We start from the raw sequence: 17470 nt of genomic DNA, 5'->3' as shown, positions 1-17470 counted from the left end.
TAAACGCGTTCATACCTGATACTTGAATACGCCCGAGGAGAGTTCTTCGATCAGCAGATGGCCTTTGCAAAACCCTCGAACTGTCTTTACTGACACCGTCATGAGCGCTTTTCGTCAATGGATTCCGCAGCACTATGCCGTAAAACTGCAGGCAACTGAGCGCTGCACAAACCCCGCTCGAAGATTTTCAGACCCGTACAGAGGATTGATTATGCCGGTTTACAAGGCGCCCTTGCGTGACATGAAGTTTCTGCTGAATGAAGTATTTGATTACCCAAAGCACTACGCCACATTGGCCAGCGGAGAGAATGCAACTCCGGATATCGTGGACGCTATCCTCACTGAGTGCGCGCGCTTCAGCGAAGAACAGCTAAGCCCCCTATACCAGCCGGGCGATGAAGAAGGCTGCACACTGAAAGATGGCGAGGTAGCCACTCCGAAGGGCTACAAAGAAGCTTACGATCAATATGTGATGGGTGGCTGGCAGGGGCTTTCTGCCCCGGAAGAATACGGCGGCCAAGGCCTGCCGGCGTCCATGGGCCTGTTGAAGCAGGAAATGATGGGCACCGCAAACTGGTCGTTCTCCATGTACCCGGGCTTGTCGATGGGTGCCATGAATACCATATTTTTGCACGGCTCTGACGATCAGAAAGACACCTACCTGCTGCCTATGACAGAGGGCCGCTGGGCCGGCACCATGTGCCTGACCGAGCCCCAATGCGGTACGGATCTGGGCCAGGTAAAAACCAAAGCCGAGCCACAGGCTGATGGTAGCTACAGGGTTACCGGCACCAAGATCTTTATTTCCTCCGGCGACCACGATCTTACCGAGAACATTATCCACATTGTTCTGGCCCGTCTGCCGGGCGCCCCCAAAGGCACCCGCGGCATCAGCTTGTTCATTGTGCCCAAGTTCATGCCCACCGCCGAAGGTGGTGTAGGTGAGCGCAACGCCGTAGTGTGTGGCAGCCTCGAGAAAAAAATGGGCATCAAGGCTTCTGCGACCTGCGTTATGAACTTTGATGGCGCAACCGGCTACCTGATTGGCCCCGAGAACGAAGGCCTGGAGTGCATGTTCACCTTTATGAACACGGCTCGTATCGGTACCGCTATTCAAGGTGTCGGGCCCGCTGAACTGTCTTACCAGTGGGCACTGGACTACGCCAAGGAGCGCCGCTCCATGCGTGCGCTTTCCGGTAAAAAAGACCCGGACTATGTAGCCGACAGCCTGATACACCACGCCGATGTGCGGCGCATGCTGCTCACCCAGAAAGCCATTGCCGAAGGTGGCCGCGCCATGTTGTATGACGCCGCTCGCCTGGCAGACCATATGGTTGAAGGCCATTCCGCGGGAGATGCAGAGAAAGCCGCCAAATACGATGACAAACTGGGCTTTTTAACCCCGATTCTGAAAGGCTTCCTGACCGAACTGGGCAACGAAGCCGCTAACCTGGGAATGCAGGTATTTGGTGGCCACGGTTACATTCGTGAACATGGCATGGAACAGATTGCCCGGGATACGCGGATTGCCACCTTGTATGAAGGCACCACCGGTATTCAGGCACTGGATCTGCTGGGTCGTAAGGTACTGCTCACCACCAAAGGCGGCGCAGTTCGTGAGTTTACCGCCCGGATTGCGAACTTTTCCCGTAAGCATTTGACCGACAGCCGTGTGCGTCCATTTGCGGTAGAGCTGCTCAAACTTACTGCTCAGTGGAACCTGCTCACCGTGCGGATCATGCTGGCAGCGCGCAAAGATCGCGATGTGGTTAGCTCGGCTTCTTACGATTTTCTTATGTACAGCGGCTATGTGACCATGGCTTATATGTGGCTACGCCAGGCTGTGGCTGCCGCAGACCGTCTGGACAACGGGGGTGACGATTCTGAGGCTTTCTACAATGCCAAGTTAGCCACCGCTGAGTTCTATTTCGAACGATTGCTTCCTAGGTCTCAAACCCATGCCACAAGCATGTTGAGCCCAAGTCGTAACCTGATGCAGATCGATCCGGAGAACATGGCATTTACCGGCTAAACCCACATAAAGAGCCACAACTGGCTACCCCCGGGGCACCACAGTAACCTGTAGTCTTCTTGAACCCGGGAGTAGGAGAGGCAGAAAAAAGGGGGAACCAATTCCCCCTTCAAACAACGAGACAATCACAGATCAGGCTTAAAGGCCGTATTTGGTCTCAATAGCCTCGTACATGCCGTTGCTCCTGATCTTGTTGAGACCTTCCTGAAGTTTTCGCATGACCTCTTCAGATGTGCCCAGATTCATAGCCAGATACAATTCAGTTTCGTTAAACGAAAATACCGGCTGAAGCCCTTCCACATCTTGCTGAGAAGCAAAGTACGGCCCTGCCAAGCGGTCGGCAATCCACAAATCTACCTGGCCAAGTTCAAGACGCTTCGGGTTAATATCATCGCTCTCCATAGCAGATACTTCATATCCACGATCAAGCAAATACGTGGTCATGACATCATTGCGATACCCGGCGTATAGCATGCCTTTAGTGTCTTCCAGCTTATCAATCTTCAGGTTGGTTCCACTGGCAGCAAAGATTGTCCAAAGGTTTTTAGTCAGCGGGCCTACCCACTTGAACTTGTTCTCACGTTCTTCAGTGAACGTTGTACAGAAAATCCCATGGTTCGATTTGTCCAGTGCCCGGTTGTAACCATAATCCCAATTACGTAATTTGATCACGTAGTCCAAATCTGTGTTTTTCAGTATGGCCTTAACCATTTCAGTACAAATGCCATCGATTTCATTTGCATTGTGCTCAAAAGCCCGGCCCGAAGAGCTCATGTTATAGGGAGGGAAGTTCTCCGTGTACAGATACAACTTGTCCGATGCATAAGCCAACTCCGACGCAATGCTTCCTATGACCGCAATCACCAGCGCTACGTAACGAATACGTTTAAACACAGATACTCTCCTTTTTATCCTGGATAATATTACAAAGAACTAAAACACAGACGGAACCCGACTATTCGGAAGCTTACCGCAATGTTCAGCACTATTTTAGAAGAAATGTGTGTGTTTTCGTAAAACAACAAAGTGCTATCGGCGATGCTGCCGATAGCAAAATTGATAACCATTAATTTTTAGAGTCCACTGGGCAAGGGGATCAGAACGAGTAGGTGGCAGACAACCAGAGACGCCGGCCTTCTTCGGAATTGGCGTAGAGGTTTCCATAGCTGGCGCCGTTATCGTAAGCCCGATACTCAATAAAATCCTCATCCAACAGGTTATAGATGGTAGCGCTGAAGCCAAGGTTGTCAGACGCCTGATACTCTCCACCCAGATGCACCAGGGTAACGGCTTTGAAGTCGCCCAGATCCGCGTAGGAAGCAGCCCCGCGAATTCTGTCCCGGGCTCGGTAGCGCTCGCTTTCATACTGTGCCTTCACAAAGGCCGACCAGCGCACTGACGGTGCCCAACGCAAGGACAGGTTTGCCATGTGTTCGGGTGTATCGGTCAGTGGCTCGCCCTTGTTCTCTCCGGACTTCTGTTCACTGTCGGTATAGGTGTAATTGGCACTCAAGCGCCAATCCCGGGCGAAGGGTACCGAACCGTTCAGCTCCACACCCTGGGTTATGGCTTCATCGATGTTCATGTCCTGACCAAACACATCCGCCAAAGGCCAGTTGCCTCTGTCGACGCAGCCCGCCCGATTGGGATCCTGTGCATAACTGCAGTTCAGCAGGTCCGGGCCTTCAGCGATCTTGTCGGTGAACTCGTTGTAGAACACAGTTACACCCACCCGATAGCCCGCCGGCTTTTCGTAGATCACAGCCAGTTCCGTGGATGTTGATTTTTCGGGTTTCAAATCCGGGTTCCCGAATAATGGAATAGTGCCCTGTCCGGTAAAACCGATGACACCCGGAGCCAACTGTTCAAGGCCCGGTGTTTTGTAACCGCGGCTTACGCCACCCTTAACGGTTAGCTCGGGTGTAGAGTTCCAGACAAGATAGGCTCTTGGGCTGAACTGGCCACCAAAAGAGTCATGGTGGTCGTACCGGCCACCCAGCGTCAGGGCGAGATCATCGGCCAGAAACCATTCGTCTTCTACAAACAAGGCTTGGTTTTTTTGCTTGAATTCTTCACTTGCCACGCCATCAATCATCCGGGCATCAAGCCACTGGCCGCCGACTGTCATAACGTGATTGGCCAAAGGCATTACCAACTTGCTGTCGATCACACGGTTCTCTGACTTCAGCTCCCGTTCTGAGCCGGGCGTTTTTCCCGGCACCCCATTGGGAATGACCCGGCCACCGGTCTCCGTGACATTTCTCATGATGCTTGTTTCCAGGGTGCCAATGTCGAAACGCCCGGTGTGGCCAACCGCGAATTGATCGCGATCAAATTCCAGCTCCGGGCCATAACCCTGCGTCCCCAAGGTACCCAGCTGACCCTCAGCGTTGTCGTAGTCCTGCCGGCTGCTTTCAATATCCACCCATAGATCGTTGGATTCATCGGGCGTCACGGTGAATCGGCCGCCAACCGTATATTGTGCAGACTCCACCGGGCTGGGTCCACGGGTACTGACTTCGATCGGATCGCCATTGAGATCCAGAAATTCCAACGTAGATTCATCCCGCTCAAACCAACGGCCGCGCAGCTGCATGCCTATAAGGTTATCTACAAGAGGGCCCGTGGTGTAGGCGCTATAGGCCCGGCTGTTGCCGAAGTCGCTATCCTGATTGAGGGTCGTTTCTGCTGTGAGAGAGGTTATCCATTCCGGGCTGACTTTACGGGTAATGATGTTTATAACGCCCCCCATGGCATCTGAGCCATAGAGAGTGGACATGGGCCCACGCACTACTTCTATACGTTCGATGGCGGCCGGCGGCGGTAGAAAATTGGTTGCCGATTGACCAAAACCATTTGGGGTGACGTTACCCGCGGTGTTCTGTCGTCGCCCATCAATCAGGATCAAAGTATATTCTGCCGGCATTCCTCGCATACGGATGTCAAAACCGCCGGTCTTGCCTGCCGAACCACTGACATCCAAGCCTTCCACGTCATCAAGAATATCCGTGAGGCTGAACGCCTGTTTGCTGCGGATCTCTTCACCGGAAATAACAGTGATACTGGCAGGCGCGGCAGACTGGCTCTGTTCAAAGCCGGAGGCGGTTACCACCAGCTCACTCAGCTCCGCGGGTTGCGCTTGTACAGCGGCACTGAAAACAAGCGCGCTGCTGGCCGCGCCCATAGCTATCCGATAAAACAACATACCATCCGTCCTTTTGGTTCATGTCCGAAAGATGCGAATGATATTACTTCTCGTTTACATATAGCAATAGATACTATTAAGTTGTTTTAAACGAAATAAAATCAGCTCCGGATCAGGCTGGTATACTGGTTCGCATTAGCTTCACGCACAAAAGTTATCACCTTATGCCTGATCATACCGCTATCCTATATTGTCCCTGTGGCAGCCAGCGCACCTATGCGGATTGCTGCCAGCCTTACCACGAGGGTGCCACTGCCCTCACTCCTGAGGCGCTTATGCGCTCGCGTTTCACCGGCTTTGTATTGAAACTTGATGACTATCTGCGCGCCAGCTGGCACAACAGCACCCGACCAACGGAGATGGATTTGGATGAGTCGCCAGATTGGGTATCTTTACGAATTCTTAGTAGTGGTGAAACGGGCAACACAGGCCAGGTGCACTTTCAGGCGATTTACAGGCTGGGAACTGGCTGGGGCTACTTGCAGGAAAATTCCGAGTTTGTTCGGGAAGATGGGCGCTGGTATTACCTTAAGGGCCAACCACAGGAAGGTGTTTTGAAACCCGGACGCAATGAACCCTGCCCATGTGGAAGCGGCAAAAAGTTCAAAGCGTGTTGCATCTAGGGATAAAGCACCCTTAACAGCCGGGTCTGTCAATGCACGAGCTTGATCAGAACGGATATTGTCTCGGAGTTTTCTGCACACTCACCCACTGAACTGTGGAAAACTCTTCGATGGCCCAGTTGCCGTTGAAACGGCCCAGACCCGAGTTTTTCTCACCGCCAAAGGGCATGTGTGCTTCATCGTTAACCGGCATATCGTTCACGTGAGCCATACCGGCTCTGATCTTGCGCGCAAATTCCAAGCCTCTGTAAAGATCGCCGGAAAACACGGCACTGGAGAGACCAAATTCCGTGCCATTAGCGAGCTCCAGAGCGTGCTGTTCGTCCCGTGCTTTCTGAATACCCACAAGCGGGCCAAAGATTTCATCGCAGCTGATCTCCATATCCGGCGTTACGTCACCAAAAACATGTGGTGGCATCATCTGCCCTTTGATATCGCCTTCAAGGAGCACTTTTGCGCCCTGCTCTTTGGCCTTGGCAATTTTCTGCTGCAAACCCTCCAGTTGGGATTTATTGATGATGGGGCCAATGGCGGTTTCCATCGCAGAAGGGTCGCCGACGCTCAACTTGCCAACATGGGCAACAAAGCCCTCTACAAATCGATCGTAAACCGCCGAGTCGACGATAATCCGGTTGATAGCCATGCAAATCTGGCCCTGGTGCAAAAACTTTCCAAATACAGCCGCTTTCACAGCGTGCTCTATGTCCGCATCATCAAGCACCACAAACGGGCTGTTACCCCCGAGTTCCAAGGCGACTTTTTTCAGATAGCGACCACCGGTGGCAATCTTGCCGATGTTCTTGCCTACTGGCGTTGATCCGGTAAATGAAATTAGAGAGGGTATGGGGTGGGCCACGAAATCGTCACCGATGGCCGATCCCGGGCCAATCACCACACTCAGCAAACCCGCTGGCAGACCCGCTTCTTCAAAGATGCGGCCCAGTAGCAAGCCACCTGTGATCGGCGTATCACTCGCGGGTTTGATCACCACCGCATTACCCAAGGCAAGAGCGGGTGCAACAGAGCGTTGCGAGAGATGCAAAGGGAAATTCCAGGGGCTGATAACACCCACAACACCTAAAGGCCTGCGATAGACAAAATTCTCTTTTCCCGCAATATCGCTGCCCATGGTGGCACCCTGAGCCCTGGCGGGCATACTGGCCGCTTCCAGAGTGATTCCCCGGGCACTGCCCCATTCGATGTTGGCTTTTAATCGTGTGCTGCCAGACTCACGAATCAACCAGTCGATGATTTCTTCTTTGCGTTCATCGAAGATTGACACTGCGCGAAGTAATAATGCTGAACGCTCCGCCGGTGGTGTTTCTGCCCAAGCCAGCTGAGCTTCTGTTGCTTTACGGTAAGTGGCGTCCAGGTCGGCGGAGGTTGCTGCTTGAATCGAGAGCAATGTCTCGCCAGAGTACGGATTTATGACGGGGCGGGAATTGTCACCGCTGCCTTCTCGCCATTCCCCTGCCAACAGCTGTAAATGGAGATCTTGGTAGCACTCAGACATAAGATCGACCTCGCTATGTATTCGGATTATTTGATACCAGTGTATCTATTTAGCGGAAGTATGCGACCGAGCTGATGGTAACTATAGTTGGCCGGGCGTTCACTTCCCAATACAAAAGGAACCAAAAATCTTACCTAGCAACTCATCCGGTGTTATCTGCCCAGTGATTTCACCCAGTGAATCCTGGGCTGCCCGAAGATCCTCTGCCAGCAATTCGCCAGCACCATAGCCTTCCAGCTGCGCTTGACCTTGGACCAGAAAGTCCTTGGCGCGTTCCAGCGCATCAAGGTGGCGGCGTCGGGCAAGGAAACCTCCTTCTGTGGTACTGGCGAAGCCCATACATTGCTTGAGGTGATCCCTAAGTACGTCCAAGCCTTCAGTGGACTTGGCTGCCAGGCGAATCACCGGTTTATCGCCGTTGGTTACCTCCGAAATACCTATGTTTTCGCCACTCAGATCCACCTTGTTCCGGATTACTGTTACCGGTGCAGCAGCGGGTAACTGATCGATAAAATCCGGCCAGATTTCGTGGGGTGTGGTTTTATCCGTAGTGGTGGCATCCACCATGAGCAGAATACGGTCTGCCTGGCGTATCTCCTCCCAGGCACGGGCAATACCGATTTGTTCCACTTCATCCGGGCTGTCTCGCAGGCCAGCCGTGTCGATAATATGCAGAGGCATGCCATCAATGTGAATATGTTCCCTAAGCACGTCTCTAGTGGTGCCTTCAATGGCGGTCACAATAGCTGCTTCCCGACCGGCGAGAGCATTCAGCAGGCTGGATTTTCCGGCATTGGGACGTCCTGCAATGACTACCTTCATCCCGTCACGAAGAATCGTACCCTGTTGGGCTTCACCCAGAATACCCTCGAGTTGTTCCAGCAACGTCTGCAGATCGCTGCCCACTTTGCCATCAGCCAAAAAGTCGATTTCCTCTTCCGGAAAATCGATGGCGGCTTCTACATATATTCTGAGGTGGGTAACCGCCTCAACCAGAGTTTCGATACGCCGGGAAAAAACACCTTGCATGGACCTCACTGCGCAGCGCGCAGCTTGCTCGGAACTGCTTTCAATGAGATCCGCAATGGCTTCGGCCTGGGCCAGATCAAGCTTGTCGTTAAGAAACGCTCGCTCAGAGAATTCACCAGGGCGTGCCAGCCTGGCACCGTGACGGCAAACTTCCCGCAGTAACAAATCCAGAATTATGGTGCCACCATGCCCCTGCAATTCAAAAACATCTTCACCAGTGAACGAATTCGGGTTCGGGAAAAATAGCCCGATACCCTCATCAATAAGGTCACTGTTCTGATCCAGAAATCCCCCGTAGTGGGCGTATCTGGGCTTTGGGGTGTAACCCAGCATTTTCGTAGCAATAGGCTTGGCCAGAGGGCCGGATACTCGAACGATTCCCACGCCAGCCTGGCCGGGTGCGGTGGCTATGGCTGCAATGGTGTCGGGAGTATGGGGGGTGCTAGCGCTCTGGTTCATGAATCATGCCTCTTACACAACATTTTGTGCATTCCTGAAACAGTAAAGGCTCCGTCACGGAGCCTTTACTGAACAATCAAACGGTCAAAGCGTCAGTGCTTTTTAGTGGCCATTTCCGCTTCAATCTTGCGGGTAATGTACCATTGCTGGCTGATCGACAGAATGTTGTTTACCAACCAGTAGAGTACCAGACCCGCCGGGAACCACAGGAAGAAGATGGTAAATACGACTGGCATCAACTTCATGATCTTCGCCTGCATAGGATCTGGAGGCGTTGGGTTCAGGCTCATCTGCAACATCATGCTGGCGCCCATCAGGATTGGCAGAATGAAGTAAGGGTCCATTACTGAGAGATCGTGAATCCACAGCATGAATGGCGCATGGCGCAGCTGTACGCTTTCGAACAGTACCCAGTACAGGGAGATAAACACCGGCATCTGAACCAGAATTGGCAGGCAACCACCCAACGGGTTGATCTTTTCCTTCTTGTACAGCGCCATCATTTCCTGTGACATGCGCTGGCGATCATCGCCGTACAGTTCTTTCAGGCGGGTAAGCTGGGGTGCAACTGCCCGCATACGCCCCATTGAACGATAGCTGGTTGCTGATAGTTTGAAAAACACAGCTTTAACCAGAACGGTCAGCAAGATAATGGATACACCCCAGTTACCCACCCAGCTGTGGAACCATTCCATGATGATGAACAGAGGCAAGGAGATGAAGAACAACCAACCGAAGTCGACAGTACGATCGAGGCTGGGCGCAACGGCTTCAAGACGATCGATAATCTTCGGCCCTACATATGCACTGGCGCCAATTTCTGTTGTTTCACCGGGTGCGACTGTTGTTGCCGGGTATACGAAACCCATTACATGCAGTGAGCCACGGCGAGTAGTCTGGAATTGTGCAGGTTGATCGCGCTCAGGTACCCATGCAGCAAGGAAGTAATGCTGCAGAAAAGCCATCCAGCCGTTGGTAACTGTCTCATTTATACGTTTGTCTTCCAGGTCACCAAAATCATACTTTTCATAGGGATCTTCAGGTGAACTGGTAACCAATCCTAGAAATGCCTTAATGCCCATGCTGGGGCCAGACGTGGGATCTGGTGACTGGTCACGAACGATCTTGCCAGTAAAGTTACCCTGCCAGTTTTCACTGGAACGGTTATCAATCAAATAACGAACGCCAATTTCATAGCTGTCACGGGCAAACTGGTAACGCTTGGTGATCTGAACACCGTTATCCATGGTGTGAACTAGATTCACGATCAGTTCGTTTTCACCTTCTGCCAGTTCATAGCTGGTTGCATCTGTGCTGTAGACAGGGGCTTGACCATTTTTGGCACTATCTGGTCCATTCTGGCCAATCAGTCCGCTTTCGAGCACATAAAACCGATTTTCAGTGTTATTCAGAAGCGTGAGAGGCTCGCTACCTTCGAGAGATTTGTTATAGGCAAGTAGGGAGCTTTTGACGAGATTCCCGCTAACACGGTCAACAACCAGATCCAGTACATCGGTGCGGATCGTGATGTATTGATCACTTACGTTGACACCTGAAGTAGCAGCACTTGATACGGATTGGCCAGTTTCCGGTGTCGTAAATTCTTCATTTGCACCATTTGTGGCTGAGGTTCCCGGAGACGTTTCACCTGGAAGTACCATCGCATCCGCAGAACTGTTATCTGCCTGAATACGCCCAGATTCAGCAACTTGTTCAGTAGGAACTGGCTGGTGATAATCTTCGTTCCAGGCAAGTACCATCAGATAACTGACAATAGCCAGGCCGGCAAATAATACGACGCGTTGAATATCCATAGAGTTACTGTCTGGTCTGGGTTGTTATTGGGGAATGGTCAGCCTGAGGGCAACAGGAAATTGTTTCTTCTGACTCTGCGTTTACCGTACCGGGTACCGGATCATAACCGCCTTCGGCCCAAGGATGGCATTTCAACAGGCGTTTCATGGAAAGATATAAACCTTTCAGCGACCCGTGATGAGAAATGGCTTCCATAGCGTATTGTGAGCAGGTTGGGTAGTGGCGGCAATGACTGGCCATTAGCGGGCTGATGGCATATTGGTAGAAGCGGATGGGAAAAAGAAGCAACGTTCGCATTAACCTGTTCCCTTACCGGCAGAAGAACCTTCTGCTGGCCGAGATGGCGGTAGCTGATGATATTTCTTCGTTAGCCGGTGCCAGAGACCATCCAGAGAAGCTCGGACTGCTTGATTGTCCATAGCTGCAAGCCCTTGACGTCCAAGAACGATAATATCTATTCCGGGAAGTTCAGGCTGGTTACGGAAGGTTTCCCGTACCTGACGTTTGATCCGATTTCGCTGAACTGACAGTTTCAGGTTCTTCTTTGCGAACACAAGACCGACCCTGGCATGTCCGAGATTATTCGGAGTAGCCAGGATCAGAAAATTCCTGTGCGGAACCTTCAGCTGTACGTCGTTGAAGACTTTGCCGTAATCAGCTGGCCGTAACAGGCGATGCGATTTCGGAAAATTCAAAGCCTTCATAAGGCGAACGACAGATTACGCAGACAGACGTGCACGGCCTTTGGCACGACGACGGGAAATTACCTTGCGGCCGTTGGCAGTTGCCATACGGGCACGGAATCCGTGAACGCGCTTACGCTTCAGTACGCTTGGTTGAAACGTTCTTTTCATGGTGACTATCTCACAATTCGTGTGTTGGACATTCAGGAAATGGCTTAAAAAATTAATAGCCAAAACAGGAGCGGCATTCTATGCAAATTCTGCGGTGGGTTCAATGTTTATTGGTAGGGGCTTATGCCGATGCTGGATTGTACGTTCGGGAAGATTACAAAACAAACCAGCTGTGCGGAGTTGGTGGGCAGAATAATAGTAGTTATAGGTCTTTTTAATATTCTTTAAAGAATTCTATTATTACTGTTATTACAGACGCTTTTTTCTGTGGGTAACTGAAATTAAATCAATAAATTCAGTGGATTGAAGTATTGATAAAGCTCCGTACAAGTGGGGTTAAGCCCTGTGGACCAGAGCATAATGGATTGTGGATAAGTAGGAGCGTCTGAAGAGGTGTGAGTTATCCACCGGATGGCAAGGTGATTACACACAGAGCTGAGGTGCGGTTGTGCACACAGGGCTGTGTGTAACTATTCTAACAGGTATTTTCTGTACACAAGGGTGTATATAAGTTTGTAAAATACTGATAAATAGGTGATTAAATTTCCACAGGGTGTTTATGGAGAGCCATTAGCACTTTCGCTAGAAGGTCTGGCGGGGTAGAATCCGTGGTCATCTTTCGGGATCGGGCAGTTGTTGTCAGGTCCCAGAAATTTATGGGTTATCGGGAGCTGGCTGTCGTGCCGAACAGACTGTGGCATCAATGTCTTGAAGTACTCCGGGATGAGTTTCCCGCGCAACAGTTTAATACCTGGCTCAGGCCCCTTCAGTCTGATCACCGGGAAGGACAACTGATGTTGTTTGCCCCTAACCGTTTCGTGATGGACTGGGTCCATGAGAAGTATCTTCGTCGTATAGAGGAAGTGCTAAAGGATTTAAACGGGGGCCAGGCTCCAAGAGTAGGAATGAAAGTAGGCTCTGCTCCCCGGGAAAGTGAGCCGGTCGTGCGCTCGGAACTGGTTAAACAGGATTCCAGCAAGCGGATTCAGGAAGAGTCCGGTGGCAGAGTGACTGAAGAAGAAAAAGGTGTAGCAGTTACCTCAGGTGGTAATCGGCAATCACAGCTTAATGAATACACATCTAACGGTGGGCGCAGGCCGGTTCAAGTAGAAGGCGATATCAAACACCAGAGCTTTCTGAACGAAGGCTTTACGTTTGACACCTTTGTAGAGGGCAAGTCAAACCAACTCGCGCGGGCGGCCTCCATGCAGGTTGCCGAGAACCCCGGTGGTGCATATAACCCATTGTTCCTGTATGGCGGTGTGGGTCTGGGTAAGACTCACCTGATGCACGCGATCGGTAACGACATCGTGCGTCGCAACCCTAATGCGAAGGTCGCTTACTTGCGGTCTGAACGATTTGTTGCCGATATGGTTAAGGCGCTGCAACTGAACGCTATCAACGAATTCAAGCGGTATTACCGGTCAGTCGATGCGTTGCTGATTGACGATATCCAGTTTTTTGCCCGTAAAGAGCGTTCACAAGAAGAGTTCTTCCATACTTTTAATGCGTTATTGGAAGGTGGCCAGCAGGTCATCGTAACCTGTGACCGGTTTCCAAAAGAAATTGTGGATATGGAAGAGCGTCTCAAGTCTCGGTTTGGTTGGGGGCTTACAGTGATGGTTGAGCCGCCCGAGCTGGAAACGCGGGTTGCGATACTGATGAAGAAAGCTGAGCAAACCAATGTTAAATTGAGTAGCGAAGCGGCTTTTTTTATCGCCCAAAAAATACGATCGAACGTACGAGAGCTCGAAGGGGCGCTTCGTTTGGTGATAGCGAATGCTCACTTCACGGGGTCGGAGATTACGCCACCGTTTATTCGGGAAAGCCTGAAAGATCTGCTTGCCCTTCACGAGAAGCAAGTGAGCATAGATAACATTCAGCGCACTGTGGCAGAGTACTATAAAATTAAAGTTGCGGACCTGCATTCCAAGCGGCGTACCCGTGTGATAACACGGCCTAGACAGGTAGCTATGTCGCTATCCAAAGAGCTGACGAATCACAGCCTTCCGGAAATTGGTGATGCGTTTGGTGGTCGAGATCACACCACCGTTTTGCATGCGTGCAAGAAAATCCTTGAACTTCAGGAAACAGATCCCGGGATCCGCGAGGACTATCAAAATTTTATGAGATTGCTGACCACCTGACTTCTTAGCAGAAGATGTGTTAAGCCTTAAGCAAATTACATTCATCCTTCCAACAATAGAAAGCTGAGTGACATGAAACTGACGATCAGCCGTGAATCCCTGCTCATACCTTTGCAAAGCATTGCCGGTGTTGTTGAAAAAAAGCAGACCATGCCGGTGCTGTCCAACGTGCTGCTGGTAGCCGAAGACAATACCCTGGTTCTGACCGGGACAAACATGGAAGTCGAGTTGGTCGGGCGGGTGACACCTGTCCATGTTGACCAGCCCGGGCGCATCACTGTACCTGCCCGTAAACTTTCAGATATCTGTCGGTCTCTTGGAGACGAAGCCCCAATTGAACTTGTGCTTGAAGGCGATCGTTTGCACGTGCGATGCGGGGCGAGTCATTTTACGTTGTCTACCCTGCCTGCCGAGCATTTTCCCAATGTGGAAGATGAGCCTGAGAGTTTCCGGTTGGAATTGCCACAGAAAGAACTCAGGCGCATGTTCGACGCAACGGCCTTCGCCATGGCTCAGCAGGATGTGCGTTACTATCTAAACGGTTTGCTATTGGAAGTGGATAATGACCACGTGCGCACGGTCGCCACCGATGGCCACCGTTTGGCTATGGCCCACGTGCAGTTGAATACCGGTTGTGCCGAGCCCCGTCAGGTGATTGTGCCCCGTAAGGGCGTGCTTGAGCTGTCGCGGTTGCTGGATGATGTAGAAACTCCCGTCACTCTGGTGATTGGTGATAACCATCTGCGAGCAACCGTTGGGTCATACACGTTTACCTCCAAGCTGATTGAAGGCAAGTTTCCGGACTATAATCGGGTGATTCCCCGTGGCGGTGACAAGATTGTGTTGGCAGATCGCGCTACGCTTAAAAACACCCTTCAGCGCGCCGGAATTTTGTCACATGAGAATATCCGCGGTGTACGTTTGAACCTGGCCACTAACGAATTGCAGGTGTTCGCGAACAACCCGGATCAGGAACAGGCCGAAGACGCGCTGCCAGTGGATTATCAGGGCGAATCACTACAGATTGGTTTTAATGTAGGCTATCTGATAGATGTAATGAACGCGCTGGATGATGAGCAGGTGAAAATCACTCTATCGAACCCCAACAGCAGCGCATTGATCGAATCGCAAACGGATAACCGCTGCCTTTACGTGGTTATGCCGATGAGGCTATAGGAGAAGTGATGGGCACCGTAACGAACGGAATCAAAGGCGCATTCAGAATTGGACAAACACTTTCTGTACTAGGCCGAACCGGTGTCAATTGGGTCAGGGGGGATCGCCCTCCTGCCCCGCGTATGTTGCGCCAGACCTTTGAGTCACTAGGCGCAACCTACATTAAGCTTGGGCAGTTCATTGCCAGTTCGCCGACCTTCTTCCCGAAGGAATATGTGGAGGAATTTCAGTATTGCCTGGATCGCACCCCCAATTTGCCGTATGGCATTATTAAGGGAATTATCAGTAAAGAGCTGGATCGTCCGATTGATCAGGTGTTCTCCGAGATTGATCCGGTAGCCCTGGCTTCTGCCTCCATCGCGCAGGTGCATGCCGCGCGCCTCGTAACTGGCGAAGACGTAGTCATCAAAGTTCAAAAGCCAGGTGTTGAAAATATCCTGCTGACCGACCTGAACTTTCTGTACCTCTCGGCACGCATTCTTGAAACTCTCGCACCTAAACTCTCCTGGACATCTCTCTCAGGTATCGTTGAAGAAATTCAACGCACCATGATGGAGGAGTGTGACTTCATTAAAGAGGCTAATAACCTCAAAGTTTTTCGGAAGTTCCTCCACGATACCCATAATGAAGATGCAACAGTTCCTGCAGTCTATGAGCATGCAAGTACTCGCCGGATACTGACGATGGAGCGGTTCCACGGTGTACCCTTAACCGACCTGGAGAGTATCCGCGGTTATGCAAAAGATCCGGAGCGGACGCTGATCACCGCAATGAATACCTGGTTTTCCAGCCTTACGAAGTGCGAATTTTTTCATGCAGACGTACACGCGGGCAACTTAATGGTACTTAGAGATGGGCGCGTAGGGTTTATCGATTTTGGTATCGTTGGCCGTATTCGCCCAGACACTTGGGAGGCGGTTAGCGATTTCATATCGTCTGTGATGGTCGGGAATTTTGATGGTATGGCTGATGCCATGATTCGCATAGGTATTACCAGTCATACGGTGAAAACAGACGATTTGGCAGCGGATTTGCGCAAGCTTTACCAGCAAATGGATAAGATGGTTCCAGATCATGTGCCTTATCAGGCGGACCAAGCAGAAGACGATGTGAACAATATCCTTATGGATATGGTGAAGGTGGGCGAAAGCCATGGTCTGCATTTCCCGCGGGAGTTCGCCCTGTTATTGAAGCAATTCCTGTATTTTGATCGTTACGTACATATCCTTGCGCCGGAGATGGATGTCTTTATGGATGACCGCCTGAACATGCTTCACTGAAGGCAGTAGTCGCCTTCGCCAGCCTTGTTTTGTACACTAAGGGCAGCACCCCACGTAATCCGTGAGTTGTTGCCTTTTTTCGTGGATACCTTCCATTCCTCTTGCTGCCGCGACGAGCTTTGCTTCCTATGGCGCTGGTAAAACTGCATACCGAGTTTTTTCGTAACCTCTCCCCTGCTGAACCTGTTTCATTCTCACCGTCATTCAACTTTCTTTACGGCGCTAATGGTAGCGGTAAAACCAGCGTGTTAGAGGCGATTGGTTATCTCGGCTTGGGTCGTTCCTTTCGTGTCAGTCGGCATCAAGCGGTTGTTCAGCACGGGCAACAGCGCTTCACTGTTTTTGGTGGTTTGGACCATGGGCTTGAGAAGCCGCGTAATGATCTGGCAGAAGGATCTCTTGCCCATCGTTTAGGTATCTCCCGGGATGTCGCTCAGAAGGAAACCACATTACGGGTCGATGGGGAAAGCGTACGCAGCCTTTCCTCACTTGCGATGCACTTGCCCGTTTCAGTCATAGATCCTGGTGTGTTTGATATTGTTGCGGGTGGGCCGGGAAAGCGTCGGCAATTTCTGGATTGGGCAGTGTTCCACGTGGAACCTTCTTTTGCATCAAGCTGGCAACAGTGCCAGAGAGTCACATCACAGCGGAATCAAACGCTGAGAAATGGTAGACTAGACGAATCCATGTTGCGTATCTGGGATACCCAGTACGTGGCACTGAGCGAACGAATTAGCGAGGCCCGAAAGACGGCCTTTGACCAATTCAAACGTGCCTTCGACTGTCTGGTTCACGAAGTGGATGTAAGTTGGACAGACGGGCTGAAACTTGAGTTCTATCCTGGATGGGACACGAGTCAGTCACTGGCGGATGTATTGGTCCGCCACAGGGAGCAGGAAGCCCGCATGGGGCACACCCTCTATGGGCCAAACCGTGCTGACATCCGCATCAAGTATCAGGGACGACCGGTAGCGGAAACCTTTTCTCGCGGCCAGCAGAAGACCCTCGTTATTCTGATGAAGATTGCCCAGAGTATGGTGTTAAATGACCTTGGAAAGCAGGTTAGCTTTCTGGTCGACGATATTAACGCCGAGTTGGATGAGAGCCATAGAACCATGCTGGCTCGAAAGTTACAGCAGTTACGTTGCCAGGTATTTATTACCGCCATTGAGCATCCTGATCCGGAGATACTGTGGCAGAATAATCAGATACCTGATTACCGAATGTTCCACGTGGAACATGGCAAATTGAAGGAAGAATAAAACCGGCCTACCAACCTTATAGCTGCGCCAAAAGGCGGTTTGAGGATTGCGCCGGCCCTTACGCTTCAGGAGTTA

The 17470-nt window shown here is 51.3% G+C and carries 14 protein-coding genes; 6 read left to right on the top strand and 8 right to left on the bottom strand.

Annotation, left to right across the window (positions count from 1 at the left end):
- Window positions 1–211 precede the first annotated feature (211 nt).
- The gene (locus tag AADB16_RS02595; RefSeq protein ID WP_410801180.1) at window positions 212–2032 is read left to right on the top strand and encodes an acyl-CoA dehydrogenase C-terminal domain-containing protein; all 1821 of its coding nucleotides are present in this window, start codon (window positions 212–214) and stop codon (window positions 2030–2032) included.
- 138 nt (window positions 2033–2170) lie between these two features.
- Here the strand turns inward: AADB16_RS02595 and AADB16_RS02590 are convergent, their stop codons facing one another.
- Together AADB16_RS02590 and AADB16_RS02585 are read right to left on the bottom strand one after the other, a co-directional pair.
- Window positions 2171–2926, bottom strand: coding sequence for a substrate-binding periplasmic protein (locus AADB16_RS02590; RefSeq protein ID WP_309044180.1), 756 nt, complete (start codon window positions 2924–2926; stop codon window positions 2171–2173).
- A 202-nt stretch (window positions 2927–3128) separates the two neighbouring features.
- Entirely contained in the window at window positions 3129–5237 is a 2109-nt protein-coding gene (locus tag AADB16_RS02585; protein ID WP_410801178.1) for a TonB-dependent receptor domain-containing protein, read from the bottom strand.
- 164 nt (window positions 5238–5401) lie between these two features.
- On the opposite strand from AADB16_RS02585, the gene AADB16_RS02580 reads away from it, so the two are divergent.
- The gene (locus AADB16_RS02580; protein ID WP_309044178.1) at window positions 5402–5860 is read left to right on the top strand and encodes a YchJ family protein; all 459 of its coding nucleotides are present in this window, start codon (window positions 5402–5404) and stop codon (window positions 5858–5860) included.
- Between the two features lie 46 nt (window positions 5861–5906).
- Here AADB16_RS02580 and AADB16_RS02575 read toward each other — a convergent pair whose 3' ends face one another.
- The 6 genes from AADB16_RS02575 to rpmH all read right to left on the bottom strand — a co-directional run bounded on the left by AADB16_RS02575 (window position 5907) and on the right by rpmH (window position 11530).
- Window positions 5907–7373, bottom strand: coding sequence for an aldehyde dehydrogenase family protein (locus AADB16_RS02575; RefSeq protein ID WP_410801176.1), 1467 nt, complete (start codon window positions 7371–7373; stop codon window positions 5907–5909).
- Window positions 7374–7472: 99 nt separating this feature from the next.
- The gene (gene mnmE / locus AADB16_RS02570) at window positions 7473–8861 is read right to left on the bottom strand and encodes a tRNA uridine-5-carboxymethylaminomethyl(34) synthesis GTPase MnmE (RefSeq protein WP_309044172.1); all 1389 of its coding nucleotides are present in this window, start codon (window positions 8859–8861) and stop codon (window positions 7473–7475) included.
- A 92-nt stretch (window positions 8862–8953) separates the two neighbouring features.
- Window positions 8954–10675, bottom strand: coding sequence for a membrane protein insertase YidC (gene yidC, locus AADB16_RS02565; RefSeq protein WP_309044171.1), 1722 nt, complete (start codon window positions 10673–10675; stop codon window positions 8954–8956).
- Window positions 10676–10679: 4 nt separating this feature from the next.
- Window positions 10680–10973: a membrane protein insertion efficiency factor YidD gene (yidD, locus tag AADB16_RS02560; protein ID WP_410801174.1), complete on the bottom strand. Its 294-nt coding sequence runs from the start codon at window positions 10971–10973 to the stop codon at window positions 10680–10682.
- Entirely contained in the window at window positions 10973–11380 is a 408-nt protein-coding gene (rnpA, locus tag AADB16_RS02555) for a ribonuclease P protein component (RefSeq protein ID WP_410801172.1), read from the bottom strand. The genes yidD and rnpA overlap by 1 nt, the downstream gene beginning before the upstream one ends.
- A gap of 15 nt (window positions 11381–11395) precedes the next feature.
- Window positions 11396–11530: a 50S ribosomal protein L34 gene (gene rpmH, locus AADB16_RS02550; protein ID WP_008172542.1), complete on the bottom strand. Its 135-nt coding sequence runs from the start codon at window positions 11528–11530 to the stop codon at window positions 11396–11398.
- A 680-nt stretch (window positions 11531–12210) separates the two neighbouring features.
- On the opposite strand from rpmH, the gene dnaA reads away from it, so the two are divergent.
- The 4 genes from dnaA (at window position 12211) to recF (ending at window position 17395) form a co-directional block, all read left to right on the top strand.
- The gene (dnaA, locus tag AADB16_RS02545) at window positions 12211–13677 is read left to right on the top strand and encodes a chromosomal replication initiator protein DnaA (protein WP_309044169.1); all 1467 of its coding nucleotides are present in this window, start codon (window positions 12211–12213) and stop codon (window positions 13675–13677) included.
- Window positions 13678–13749: 72 nt separating this feature from the next.
- Window positions 13750–14853, top strand: a complete 1104-nt coding sequence (gene dnaN / locus AADB16_RS02540) for a DNA polymerase III subunit beta (RefSeq protein ID WP_298451481.1) — start codon at window positions 13750–13752, stop codon at window positions 14851–14853.
- 8 nt (window positions 14854–14861) lie between these two features.
- Window positions 14862–16133: an ABC1 kinase family protein gene (locus AADB16_RS02535; RefSeq protein WP_410801170.1), complete on the top strand. Its 1272-nt coding sequence runs from the start codon at window positions 14862–14864 to the stop codon at window positions 16131–16133.
- A gap of 128 nt (window positions 16134–16261) precedes the next feature.
- Window positions 16262–17395 carry a DNA replication/repair protein RecF gene (recF, locus tag AADB16_RS02530; protein WP_309044167.1) on the top strand — a complete coding sequence of 378 codons (1134 nt, stop codon included), beginning with the start codon at window positions 16262–16264 and terminating at the stop codon, window positions 17393–17395.
- Window positions 17396–17470: the final 75 nt, after the last annotated feature.

This window comes from Marinobacter sp. KMM 10035, from assembly GCF_046537445.1.
Lineage (GTDB): Bacteria > Pseudomonadota > Gammaproteobacteria > Pseudomonadales > Oleiphilaceae > Marinobacter > Marinobacter sediminicola.
Note: the sequence above shows the minus strand (reverse complement) of the source record. Positions and strands in the feature narration are given on the sequence as shown.